This window comes from Streptomyces sp. AM6-12 (assembly GCF_044327085.1).
Lineage (GTDB): Bacteria > Actinomycetota > Actinomycetes > Streptomycetales > Streptomycetaceae > Streptomyces.
In genome coordinates, this window is record NZ_JBIQWN010000001.1 from 422703 (window position 1) to 434249 (window position 11547).

Sequence of the window (11547 nt, forward strand, 5' to 3'; positions counted from 1 at the left end):
TCAGAAGAAACCGCCGTCCAGGGCGAGCGTGCGGCCGGTCATGTAAGCGGCGTCATCACTGGCCAGGTAGGCGTAGCCCGCGGCGATCTCCTCGGGCGTGGCCAGCCGGCCGAGCGCGCCGTGCACCGACAGCCACTGCCCGAGCGGCATCTCGCCCCGCAGCCGGGGGTGCTGGTATCCGGCCGAGTTCTCGGCCGCCATGTCGGTGTCGGTGCCGCCGGGGGCGATCGCGTTGATGGTGATGCCGCGCTGGCCCAGTTCGGCGGAGAGGTTGAGGACCATGGCCTCCACGGCGGCCTTGGAGGCGGCGTACAGAGTGTGCGCGAAGACCGCGCGGGAGGCGCTGACCGAGGAGGTGAGCACGATCCTGCCGCCCTCCCCCATCCGGGCGGCGGCGTGCTGGGCCGCGAACAGCTGGCCGCGGGTGTTGACGGCGAAGACGCGGTCGAATTCGGCCGGGGTGAGGTCTTCCAGGGCGCCGAAGTGCTCGATGCCGGCGCAGGAGGCCAGTACGTCCAGCCGGCCGAATTCCGTGACCGCGCGTTCGATCAGTGCCTCGCTCTGGGCGGGGTCGGCCACGTCCGCGCCGTGGGCGAGGGCTCTTCCGCCGTCCGCCTCGATCGCCGAGACCAGCGCGTCGGCCGCCGCCCGGTTGCTGCGGTAGCCGATGACGACGGCCGCCCCCTCCGCCGCCAGGCGGGTGGCGACCGCCGCCCCGATGCCCCTGCTGCCGCCGGTCACCACCGCCGTCCTGCCCGCGAAACGCCCGCCCTGCCGTGCCGTCATGGAGGTCTTCCTTTCCGTCCTTCACGGACCCGTCGCCGACAGTGTCCAACGGCGGCCGGGCACAAGCGAGTTGAGCGCTACTCGATAGCGCGTGCGAATCGGGCCATTCCCGGTCCGGCCCCTCGTCAGAGTTGCGGGCCCGGTAGGGTTATGTGATCAAATCTGCCGATGCGTACCCCCCACACACCGACGCATCACACGACTCACTCCGACGGACCCGGCCCCGACCGGGTTCCGTCCGGGCGAAGTCCGTACGACGAACTGGCCGCGCTCGCGGACGATCCCCCCGGCCATCCGGCGGACGGTGCGCTGGACGACTTCCTGCGCGCGGACGACGCCCCGGACCGGCCGGAAAAGGATGCCGACGAGCCCTGGACGCCACCCAACCACAGGCGCCGGGGCCGCCGCCGCAACCGCGCCACCGGGCTGCCCACCCTGCTCAGGCTGACCGTCTGGGCGCTCACCTTCGCCTGCCTCGTCGCCCTGGCCGACCGCTGGGCACTGCTCTACGCCGAGCGCCAGGCCGCCGACCGGCTCAAGGACCGGCTGCATCTGACCGCCGCGCCCGAGGTGCGGATCGGCGGCTTCCCCTTCCTGACCCAACTGCTCGACCAGCGGCTGGACTCGGTCCAGATCACCGTCCCGGACGTGCCGGCCAACCGGGTCACCCTGACCCAGGTCACCGCCACCGCGCACGGCATACGCATCGACGGCGACGGGCCGACTGCCGTACGCGGAGCCCTCGTCCAGCGGCTGCACGGCCAAGTCCTGCTGTCCTTCGCCGACATGAACCGTGAACTGGGCGCCTCCCAGGTGGCGTTCAGCGCACTGGGCCCCGACCGGATCAGGGCGCTCGGCTCGCTGCGCGTCGCCGGGCAGGATGTGCGGGTGCGCGCCGACGCCCGTGTCGGGCGCGACGGGGACCGCGGCATCAGCACCTCGGTGGACGGGATACGGCTGGACATCGGCGACCTGGCGACCTACCGGCCCGGTACCGGCCCTACCGAGGGGCTGCACCTCACCAGGACCGCCGCGCGCCGGGTCACACGGGAGGCGGACAAGATCAAGGCGCTGCTGGGCGTCCCGGAGATCGTGCACGGCCTGGGCGTGCCGGACAGCGCGGTGGACGCCGCGCTGCACGACGAGGACAAACTCCACCGGCTCACCGGCGCACCGCGCTTCCTGCACCAGCTGACCCGGCTGAACCTGGTGGACCTGGCGCTCGCCCACCCCGAGGTGCTCAAGCGGCTCGGCGTCGACCTGTCCCTGCTCGCCTCGCTGACCAAGCTGACCCGCCCGCAGATCGCCGACCGGTTCGACTTCGCCTTCCGGGTACCCGAACCGCCCTCCGGTGCGCTGCGCGTCCAGCGGGTCGCGGTGGACAAGGACGGGGTGCACGTCTACGTCAGCGGGGCGGGGCTGCTGCTCGGCAAGTGAGCGGCGCCGGACGGGACGGGCCCGCGCTCACGCGGGCTCCGGCGACGGGAGCGGTACGGGGTAGGGCTGGCCGAAGTCGGCCGAGCGGCTGACCTCCTCCCAGGCGCCCGCCTCGGCGAGCTGGCGGCGGGAGTAGTCCAGCGCCATGGTCACGGCGTTCACCCCGAGCAGGAGATGGCCCGGGACGTCACCGCGCCGCACGGTACGGACGATGATCTCGGCGGCGCGGCGCGGGTCACCGGCCGCGCCGGCCGTGTTCTGCCGCATCAGCCGGTTCATCGCGCCCACGGTCGCGTCGTAGGTCTCGGGCACGTCGTGGACGGTCATGGAGGAGCCGGCCCAGTCGGTGGCGAAGCCGCTCGGCTCGACCACCATGACCCGCACCCCGAACGGCGCGGTCTCCGTCGCCAGCACCCGGCTGAAGCCGTCCACGGCGAACTTGGCCGCCTGGTACGACGCGATGCCCGGCGAGCCGCCGACCCGGCCGCCGGTCGAGGAGAACTGCACGACGGTGCCCGCCCCCTGCCGGCGCAGGACCGGGAGGGCGGCCTTGGTGACGTGGTAGACGCCCCAGAAGTTGGTCTCGAACTGGGCGCGGAAGTCGTCGTCCCCGGTCGTCTCGATGGGCGACACGTTCGCGTAGCCCGCGTTGTTCACGAGCACGTCGATGCGCCCGAAGCGGGCGACGGCCGCCTCGACGGCCGCGCGTGCCGCTTCCGGGCTGGTGACGTCCAGCGCGAGGGGCAGGACGCGGTCGCCGTACCCGGCGGGTTCTTCGGCGAGGGCCTCGGGGCGGCGGGCGGTGGCCACGACGCGGTCACCCGCCTCCAGTGCGGCGGTGACCAGGGCGCGGCCGAGGCCGCGCGACGAACCGGTGATGAACCAGACGCGGGAATCCTGTGTACTCATAGCGTTAGTACAACACCGTTCTCTTATTAGCGCAACACCGTTTCCTTAACGCTTTCTATGATGTCCGCATGAGTGAGCCTGCCTTTCAGCGTGCGCGCAGTGCCGAGGCCAAACAGGCGCGGGAAGCGGCGATCCTGGACGCCGCCCGGACGCTCGGCCGGGTGCGGGGGGTGCGGGACGTCACCCTCACGGACATCGCCGCGGCCGTGGGCATGCACAAGTCCGCGCTGCTGCGCTATTTCGAGACGCGGGAGCAGATCTTCCTCGCGCTGACCGCCGAGGGCTGGCGGGAGTGGTCCGCCGAGCTCCGCGCCGACCTGGGACGGCGGGCCGGGGCCACGCCCGCCGAGGTGGCGGCCGTGTTCGCGGGCACGCTGGCGGCGCGCCCCATGTTCTGCGACCTGCTCGCGCAGGCGCCGCTGAACCTGGAGCGGAACGTGTCGACCGAGTCGGTGCGCTCCTTCAAGCTCGTCACCTTGAAGGAGGTCGAGCTGATCGTCGGCGAACTGGGCCGGCTGCTCGGTCTCGACGAGCAGCAGGGCGTCGACACGATCGCGACGGCGACGAGTCTCGCCGGGGCGCTGTGGCAGATGGCCACGCCCGGCCCCCGCCTGCGCGAGCTGTACGCCGGCGATCCCCGGTTCGCCCACGCGGTGGTGGAGGTGGAGCCGCGGCTGAACCGGGTGCTCGGCGCGTATCTCACGGGGCTCAAGGTGAGCTCGGCGGCGGCCACCTGAGACCGGTCAGGCGGATGCCCCATGCCCGCACCCGACGCCGTACCGCGGCGGCTACGACCGCGCGCCGGGCCGCTCCTCCCCCGGTCCGACCCCCGGCTTCGCCCCCGCCTCCTCCCCCGGTCCGACCTCCGTCCCCGCCTCCATCCCCTCCCACGGCCCGGCCCGCGTCCCCGGCCCCCTCTCCTCCCCCGGTGCCACCGGCAGCAGCCGGTCCAGTGCCGCGAGGACGTGCGCGCAGACCGTGTCCGGGTCGGCGCTCGCCAGCGGTTCCTGGCCGACGACGACGCGCATCAGGCCGATGCCGAGCAGCCAGGCCATGGCGAGCTGGGCGCGCAGGGTGCCGTCCTCGGCCCCCGAGAGGGCGGCGAGCGCGGCGGCGTACTCCTCGCCCAGCGCGCGGACCGTCTCCGGGGCCGCGTCGGCGCCGCCGATGGAGCGGAGGTAGACGGCCAGCAGCCGGTCCGCGCCGGCGCCGCCCTGGGGTGCGAGGACACCGCGCAGCGCGGTTTCGAACAGCAGCTCGGGTGGCGTGCTGCTCACCTGCGCCTTGCCGTCCTGCGCCATCACCTCGGTGAGCAGGGCCTTCTTCGAGCCGAAGTAGCGGAATATGAGCGCCTGGTTCACCCCGGCGCGGCCGGCGATGTCCCGGACCGTGGCGGCCTCGTAACCCCGCTCGGCGAAGACCGCGCCGGCCGCGCGCAGGATGCGTGCGCGGGTCTCCCTGGCGTCGCGCGGGCGCTGCGGCGGCTCCCCGTCCGGTACGCCGCCGGCGCTCCGGTGCCGGTCCTGCGTGTACTCGCCGCCGTCCACCCGCTACTCCTTCGCCGCCCCGCGCCCGCGCGCGTCCCGACCGGACCCGCAGAGTAACGGCCGATTAGCGTCGTTGCGCGCCCGGTGCGCGGCTCCTAGCGTTGTAAGCGTGTGCTTACACAAGGGAGACAGCTGTGACGGCAACGGACCAGACACCCCTCGCCTACCCCTTCAACTCCGGCCAGGACCTCGATCTGTCCGAGGCGTACGACCGCGCCCGTGACACCCCCGGACTGCTGCGCGTACGGATGCCGTACGGGGAGCCGGCCTGGCTCGCCACCCGGTACGCGGATGCCCGGCTGGTCCTCGGCGACCAGCGGTTCAGCCGTGCGCTGAGCCTTGAACACGACGAGCCGCGGGCCTCCGAGGGCCGCCGGGACAGCGGCATCCTCAGCATGGACCCGCCCGACCACACCCGGCTGCGCTCGCTGGTGGCGAAGGCGTTCACCGTGCGCCAGGTGGAGAAACTCCGGCCGCAGGTACGCGAGTTGACGGCGTCCCTGCTGGACGCGATGGAGGCGGCGGGGCCGCCCGTCGATCTGGTCGACCGCTATGCGCTGCCCATCCCCGTGGCGGTGATCTGCCGGCTGCTCGGGGTGCCGGAGCGCGACCGCCCCCAGTTCCGCGTGTGGAGCGACGCGGCGCTGTCCACCAGCTCACTGACGGCCGAGGAGTTCGACCGCAACCGCGAGGAACTGCGCGCCTACATGGCCGAATTGATCGCCGCGCACAGAGCCGAGCCGCGGGACGACCTGATGACCGCGCTGATCGAGGCCCGCGACCACGGCGACCGGCTGTCGGAGCTGGAGCTGGTCGACCTGTGCGTCGGCATCCTGGTGGCCGGTCACGAGACCACCGCCACCCAGATCCCCAACTTCGTGCTCACCCTGCTCGATCACCCGCAGGCGCTGGCGCGGCTGCGTGCGGAGCCCGAGCTGATCACGGGCGCGATCGAGGAACTGCTGCGGTTCGTCCCGCTGGGCAGCGGTGCCGGGCAGGCCCGGTACGCCAAGGAGGACGTCGAGGTCGGCGGCACCCTGGTACGGGCCGGAGAGCCGGTGCTGGTCGCCATCGGGGCGGCCAACCGGGACGCGCTGCGCTTCACCGACGCCGGGACGCTCGACCTCACCCGCGCGGGCAACGCGCACCTCGGCTTCGGCCACGGCGTGCACCACTGCCTCGGCGCGCCCCTCGCCCGGCTCGAACTCCAGGAGGCCATCGGCGCGTTGGTGGCCCGCTTCCCGTCGCTGCACGTCGCCGGGGACATCACCTGGAAGACCGAGATGCTGGTGCGCGGGCCCCGCGTCATGCCGGTGGGGTGGTGAGGCGGCGATGAGCTGGCGACTGAGCGTGGACCGGGGGCAGTGCATGGCGTCCGGGATGTGCGCGGGGACCGCGCCGGACCTGTTCGTCCTCGACGGCGACCATGCGCGTCCGGTGCGCGAGCGGATCCCGGAGGGCGAGGAACGCGCCCTGGAGGCGGCCGACATCTGCCCGATGCAGGCCATCACCGTGCGGGACGCCGACGGAAAGGAGATCGGGCCCCGCGAGTGACGCCGGGAGCGGCTGTTACAAGACAGGGACGAACCAGCAGTGAACGCCCGCGCCCGTGGTGTCGTCGTTCCAAGTGACCGCGCCAATCGGCATGTTCCTCTCCTTTGGCGTGAACAGTCGAACTCACCACAGAAAAGGACAGATTCATGATGGTCATGAAGCGGCGTTCCCTGCGCGTTGCCGTCGTCGGCGTCCTGGGCGCGGCCTCGCTCGCCCTCGCGGGCTCGGCGATGGCCGCCACCCCGGCCGGCCACACGGCGGCTCCCGCCGCCGCCCCTGCGGCCGCGACCGCCAAGCCCGCCATCACGGCCACGCCGTCGGTGTCCTCGGTGCCCGCCTGGACGCTGTTCCGGATCACCGGCAAGACCACCGGCATCAAGGCGGGCGGCACGGTGACCCTCCAGCAGAAGCAGCGCGGCAAGTGGGTCGCCCTGCCCGCGTCCACGCCCGTCAACCGCGACGGCTCCTACGCGCTCCGCGCCGAGCTGGGCCTGAAGGGCAAGAACGAGCTGCGGATGGTCAGCGGCAGCACGGCGTCCCCGGTCTTCAACGTCACGGTCCGCTGAGCGACCGCTTTTCCGCGCAAGCCCCCGAAAAACCGGTGCCGGGACGGATTCACCGTCCCGGCACCGGCATGTCCGGAAGTTCTTACGAAGATTTTCATAGGGTTCCTATATAGGCGGGTGATACTTAAAGAGTGTGGATCACTCTCACAGAGATGCGGACGTACGGCGGACCGCACAGTCACTGGCGGATACGGCGTCTGCCGTGATCAGAGTCGTGACGGACCACCGGGACCTCAGTTTCACCGCGGCCTCCACCCTGGCGCGGCTGGAACGCGAGGGCCCGGTCCGGCTCACGCTCCTCGCGGCGGCGGAGGGCGTGGCCCAGCCGTCCATGAGCCAGTTGGTGCAGCGGCTGGAGCGCCAGGACCTGGTCATGCGCGTCGGTGACGCGGTGGACGGCCGGGTGACGCTGATCGCCGTCACGGACGCCGGGCGCCAGGTGCTCGCCGCCCGCCGGCGGTCGCGGGACGCACGCCTGGCCGATCTGATGGCCAAGCTGCCGGACGACGACCGGCACGCGCTCGCCGAGGCCATGCGCGTCGTCGCCCCGCTCGTACAGCGCATGCTCGCCGACCCCGCCCAGAGCGCTCGGTCCGCCCAGAGCGCCCCCCTGACCGAACGGCCTGACACCGGGAGCGACCGATGACGACCAGGGAGACCGACCGCATACCCGGCGCCTCCGAGACCGGGCAGCACCGCCGGCGCGGCTGGATCGGCGCCGACCACCCCGGCTACAAGTGGGTGGCGCTGACCAACACCACGGTGGGCATGCTGATCGCCACGATCAACAGCTCGATCGTGCTGATCTCGCTGCCCGGCATCTTCACCGGCATCCGCCTGGACCCGCTGGAACCCGCCAACGTCAGCTATCTGCTGTGGATGCTGATGGGCTACATGCTCGTCACCGCGGTACTGGTCGTGGCGCTCGGCCGGCTCGGCGACATGATGGGCCGGGTCCGCATCTACAACGCGGGCTTCCTGATCTTCACGGTCACCTCGGTGATCCTCTCGCTGGACCCGTTCCGCGGCGGCAGCGGCGCACTGTGGCTGATCGGCTGGCGCATCGTGCAGGCCGTCGGCGGCTCGATGCTGATGGCCAACTCGGCGGCGATCCTCACCGACGCCTTCCCGGCGCGCCAGCGCGGCATGGCCCTCGGCGTCAACATGGTGGCGGGCATCGCCGGTTCGTTCCTCGGTCTGGTGCTCGGCGGTGTGCTGGTCACCTGGAACTGGCGCTCCATCTTCTGGGTCAACGTGCCCATCGGCCTGATCGGCACGGTGTGGGCGTACAAGTCGCTGCACGAGACCGGCGTCCGCAGGCCGGGGCGGATGGACTGGTGGGGCAACATCACCTTCGCCCTCGGCCTGACCGCGCTGCTCGCCGGGATCACCTACGGCATCCAGCCGTACGGCGGCCACACCATGGGCTGGTCCAACCCCTGGGTGCTGGCGGGCCTGATCGGCGGCGCCGTGATGCTCGCGGTCTTCTGCCTGGTGGAGGCCAAGGTCCCCGAACCGATGTTCCCGCTGCGGCTGTTCCGCGACGCGGCCTTCGCCGGCGGCAACGCGGCCACCCTGCTCGGCGCGATCGCCCGCGGCGGGCTCCAGTTCATGCTGATCATCTGGCTCCAGGGCATCTGGCTGCCGCTGCACGGCTACGACTACGCCGACACCCCCCTGTGGGCGGGCATCTACATGCTCCCGCTGACCATCGGCTTCCTGCTCGCCGGACCGCTGTCGGGCGCCCTGTCGGACAAGTTCGGGGCGCGGCTGTTCGCGGCGTGCGGCTTCCTGGTGATGGCGGTGTCGTTCGCCGGGCTGCTGGTCCTGCCGAGCGACTTCTCCTACTGGGTGTTCGCCGCGCTGATCTTCCTCAACGGGCTCGGCGGCGGTCTGTTCGCAGCCCCCAACACGGCGATCACCATGTCCAGCGTCCCGGCCGACGCCCGCGGCGCCGCCTCCGGAATGCGCGCCACCTTCCAGAACGCGGGCATGGTGCTGTCCATGGGCGTGTTCTTCTCACTCATGGTCGCGGGTCTCGCCGGAACCCTCCCCGACACCCTCACCACCGGTCTGACGGCCCAGGGCGTGCCCGCGGGGGCCGCGCACACGGTGGCCCAACTCCCGCCGGTCGGAGTGCTGTTCGCCGCGTTCCTCGGCTACAACCCGATCCAGCACCTGCTCGGCCCGGACATCCTGAGCCACCTGTCCCCGTCCGCCGCGGCACATCTCACCGGCCGCGAGTTCTTCCCGCACCTGATCTCCCAGCCGTTCCACGACGGCCTGGTCGTGGTCTTCTCCCTCGCCATCGCGATGTCGCTGGCGGCGGCGGGCGCGTCGCTGATCCGCGGCCGCCGGACGGAACCGGTGCCGGCGGGCGCGCCGTCCCCCGCGCCGGCCTCGCCCGCGATCGCCGCGGAGACCCGGAGCACCGTCGAGGACAAGGGCACGGCGGCGACGACCACCGCGCCGCCCGCCGCCGGGGTGGTGCGCGGCCGGGTGTACGACAGCGCCGGGCAGCCCCTCGCGCGGGCGACCCTCACCCTGGTCGACCGTTCCGGCCGGCAGCGGGCGATCGGCAGCACCGGTGCCGACGGCACGTACGAACTGACGCCGGGTGAACCCTCGTCGTACACCCTGGTCGTCTCGGCCGCCGGGCACCATCCGCGGGCCGTGCAACTCGACGCCGGCGCCGGTCCCGTCGTACCGGACGTCACCCTGGCGGGTCTGGGCAGGGTCCACGGCACGGTGCGCCACGAGCACACCGGGCAGCCGGTCCCGGACGCGCGCATCACCCTGCTGAGCGCCTCGGGCGAGGTGGTCGCCTCGGCCGCGACGGACGCCGGGGGCGCGTACACCCTGCGGAATCTGGCTCCGGGGGCGTACACCGTCGTCACCTCGGGCTACGGGCCCGTCCTCGCGGACGTGACGCTCGGCGAAGGCACGTCCTGCGAGGTGAACCTGCACGTGGGAGATCCGGACGCCGACTGACGCCGGAGACAGCCGAGGGGCGCGGTTCCACATGGGCCGCGCCCCTTTCGCGTGCGCACGCACACCATGGCGTGGCGCCGGAGGCGCGCCGCCAAGCGGTGGAGACCGTGTCGCTCGTACGGGTGTAGCGGGGGTGATGTCCGTGGCGCGCACGGGGTTGCCTCGTTCGGCATCTGTGTGATGTTCGGCATGCCATGTGATGGAAGGGGGAGAAGCGGGCAGCAGTCCCCTTCGTTCCTCACACCAACCCTCTGCGGCAGGTGATTCGATGACCACGGCGACGACCCGGACGCTCCGGACGACGCCGCTCGCTCCGACCGGCACGACGAACGCCCGTGTTCCCCCCGCCGCCAATCCCTCCCTGCCGTCCCTGACGGGGCTGCGGTGGATGGCGGCGCTGCTGGTGTTCGGACTGCACGTCAACAACTTCGGCTACTTCGGCGGCACCGGCGGCCAGCTGGTCAGCTGGGGCTTCGGCGCCGGTGCCACCGGAGTGTCGTTCTTCTTCGTCCTGTCGGGATTCGTCCTGACCTGGTCGGCCCGGCCGGGCGACAGACCACTCGCCTTCTGGCGGCGGCGCATCGCCCGGATCTACCCGGTACACCTGGTCACCCTCGCCGTGGCCCTGCTGATGGCCCTCACCCTGGCGCACCAGGGCGACCCCGCGCCCGAGCCGGCGCTCGCCAACGTCCTGCTGCTGCACTCCTGGTGGCACCCCTGGTGGCAGACGCTCAACCCGGTCAGCTGGTCGCTGGCCTGCGAGGCGTTCTTCTACGCCGCCTTCCCGCTGCTGATCCTGATGCTGCGCCGCCTAGGGGCCCGCGCGCTGACCGCGCTGGGCGCCCTGGCGGCGGTCTCGGTGCTGGGGCTGGCCTGGTCGGACGCGCACCACTGGTGGACGTACACGCTCTATTCGTTGCCCGCGGCCCGGCTGCCCGAGTTCGTGCTCGGCGCGGTCACCGCGCGGCTGGTGCTGCTCGGCCGGTGGCGCGGGCCGGGGCTGGAGGCGTCGCTCGCGCTGGCGATCATCGGCTACTTCCTGGTACCCCAGGTCACCCCCGGCTACTCCGCCACGGTGTGCACCCTCACCGGGTTCGCCCTGCTCATCCCGGCGGCGGCGGTCGCCGATCTGAACGGGCTGCCGTCGCTGTGGCGGCACCGGCGGCTGGTGCGGCTCGGGGAGCTGTCGTTCGCCTTCTACATGATCCATCTGCTGGTGCTGCGGTCCACCACCAACCTCCTGGGCACCAAGCCCCACTTCGGGGTCCTCGCGGGGCTCGGCGTCACCGCGACCGCGTTCGCCGTCTCGCTCGGGCTGTCCTGGGTGCTGTACGAGGCGGTCGAGTGCCCGGCCCGGCGGCTGCTGCTGCGCCGCCGGCGGTCCGCGACGCAGCAGGCGCCGCGATCGGACCCGGTTCCGGCCCGCCGCGAGGCCCCCGCGACCGCGCCGGACTGAGCAGGAGCCGCCGAACCCCTCGGAAAAGTGCCCCTCGGTCGGCCCCCAGTGCCGTCGGGGGGCCCTGCTTCGGCCCACGGCCCCCGACGGCGGGGCCCGGCGCCCGGCCGCCGCCCTGCCCGCCGCACCTCCCCCGACTGGCGCCAGGGCCCCGATCGCTGGACGGGCGCGGGGGGGGGCCTCGATGTCCGTCCTCCGGCGCGGGGCACGCGCACCCGGAAGAGTGACATCCGCAACAGTCGGGCACGTCTCGCGCGATGCGGGGTAGACGGCCAGCTGGCACCCATGCCGGATCGGAGCG

At 72.6% G+C, this 11547-nt stretch carries 11 protein-coding genes; 8 read left to right on the forward strand and 3 right to left on the reverse strand.

The features are described from left to right. Entirely contained in the window at positions 1–786 is a 786-nt protein-coding gene (locus ACE4Q9_RS01785) for an SDR family NAD(P)-dependent oxidoreductase (RefSeq protein ID WP_397982409.1), read from the reverse strand. A 168-nt stretch (positions 787–954) separates the two neighbouring features. Here ACE4Q9_RS01785 and ACE4Q9_RS01790 point away from each other — a divergent pair, with 168 nt between their 5' ends. After that, positions 955–2223 (forward strand): DUF2993 domain-containing protein, encoded by a 1269-nt coding sequence (locus ACE4Q9_RS01790; RefSeq protein ID WP_397982410.1) that lies wholly within the window; start codon positions 955–957, stop codon positions 2221–2223. Positions 2224–2250: 27 nt separating this feature from the next. Here the strand turns inward: ACE4Q9_RS01790 and ACE4Q9_RS01795 are convergent, their stop codons facing one another. Then, complete coding sequence (locus tag ACE4Q9_RS01795) at positions 2251–3132, reverse strand: SDR family NAD(P)-dependent oxidoreductase (RefSeq protein ID WP_397982411.1); 882 nt, start codon at positions 3130–3132, stop codon at positions 2251–2253. A gap of 68 nt (positions 3133–3200) precedes the next feature. Here ACE4Q9_RS01795 and ACE4Q9_RS01800 point away from each other — a divergent pair, with 68 nt between their 5' ends. Next, positions 3201–3869 carry a TetR/AcrR family transcriptional regulator gene (locus ACE4Q9_RS01800; RefSeq protein WP_397982412.1) on the forward strand — a complete coding sequence of 223 codons (669 nt, stop codon included), beginning with the start codon at positions 3201–3203 and terminating at the stop codon, positions 3867–3869. 51 nt (positions 3870–3920) lie between these two features. On the opposite strand, the gene ACE4Q9_RS01805 is transcribed toward ACE4Q9_RS01800, so the two are convergent. Continuing rightward, on the reverse strand, positions 3921–4679 hold the full coding sequence (locus ACE4Q9_RS01805; RefSeq protein ID WP_397982413.1) for a TetR/AcrR family transcriptional regulator: 759 nt from the start codon (positions 4677–4679) through the stop codon (positions 3921–3923). Positions 4680–4813: 134 nt separating this feature from the next. Here ACE4Q9_RS01805 and ACE4Q9_RS01810 point away from each other — a divergent pair, with 134 nt between their 5' ends. The 6 genes from ACE4Q9_RS01810 to ACE4Q9_RS01835 all read left to right on the forward strand — a co-directional run bounded on the left by ACE4Q9_RS01810 (position 4814) and on the right by ACE4Q9_RS01835 (position 11246). After that, complete coding sequence (locus tag ACE4Q9_RS01810; RefSeq protein ID WP_397982414.1) at positions 4814–6004, forward strand: cytochrome P450; 1191 nt, start codon at positions 4814–4816, stop codon at positions 6002–6004. 7 nt (positions 6005–6011) lie between these two features. Next, entirely contained in the window at positions 6012–6233 is a 222-nt protein-coding gene (locus ACE4Q9_RS01815) for a ferredoxin (RefSeq protein WP_397982415.1), read from the forward strand. Between the two features lie 146 nt (positions 6234–6379). Further along, positions 6380–6799 carry a hypothetical protein gene (locus ACE4Q9_RS01820; RefSeq protein ID WP_397982416.1) on the forward strand — a complete coding sequence of 140 codons (420 nt, stop codon included), beginning with the start codon at positions 6380–6382 and terminating at the stop codon, positions 6797–6799. Positions 6800–7001: 202 nt separating this feature from the next. Further along, positions 7002–7445 carry a MarR family winged helix-turn-helix transcriptional regulator gene (locus tag ACE4Q9_RS01825; RefSeq protein ID WP_397982417.1) on the forward strand — a complete coding sequence of 148 codons (444 nt, stop codon included), beginning with the start codon at positions 7002–7004 and terminating at the stop codon, positions 7443–7445. Positions 7446–7567: 122 nt separating this feature from the next. Continuing rightward, complete coding sequence (locus tag ACE4Q9_RS01830; protein ID WP_397987086.1) at positions 7568–9790, forward strand: MFS transporter; 2223 nt, start codon at positions 7568–7570, stop codon at positions 9788–9790. Between the two features lie 268 nt (positions 9791–10058). Then, complete coding sequence (locus tag ACE4Q9_RS01835; protein ID WP_397982418.1) at positions 10059–11246, forward strand: acyltransferase family protein; 1188 nt, start codon at positions 10059–10061, stop codon at positions 11244–11246. Positions 11247–11547 lie beyond the last annotated feature (301 nt).

Excerpts from the sequence above, each read along its gene's own strand:
- ACE4Q9_RS01785 (WP_397982409.1), bottom strand. The coding sequence starts at position 786 with ATGACGGCACGGCAGGGCGGGCGTTTCGCGGGCAGGACGGCGGTGGTG.
- ACE4Q9_RS01835 (WP_397982418.1), top strand. The coding sequence starts at position 10,059 with ATGACCACGGCGACGACCCGGACGCTCCGGACGACGCCGCTCGCTCCG.
- ACE4Q9_RS01830 (WP_397987086.1), top strand. The coding sequence starts at position 7,568 with ATGCTGATCGCCACGATCAACAGCTCGATCGTGCTGATCTCGCTGCCC.
- ACE4Q9_RS01800 (WP_397982412.1), top strand. The coding sequence starts at position 3,201 with ATGAGTGAGCCTGCCTTTCAGCGTGCGCGCAGTGCCGAGGCCAAACAG.
- ACE4Q9_RS01815 (WP_397982415.1), top strand. The coding sequence starts at position 6,012 with ATGAGCTGGCGACTGAGCGTGGACCGGGGGCAGTGCATGGCGTCCGGG.
- ACE4Q9_RS01795 (WP_397982411.1), bottom strand. The coding sequence starts at position 3,132 with ATGAGTACACAGGATTCCCGCGTCTGGTTCATCACCGGTTCGTCGCGC.
- ACE4Q9_RS01820 (WP_397982416.1), top strand. The coding sequence starts at position 6,380 with ATGATGGTCATGAAGCGGCGTTCCCTGCGCGTTGCCGTCGTCGGCGTC.
- ACE4Q9_RS01790 (WP_397982410.1), top strand. The coding sequence starts at position 955 with ATGCGTACCCCCCACACACCGACGCATCACACGACTCACTCCGACGGA.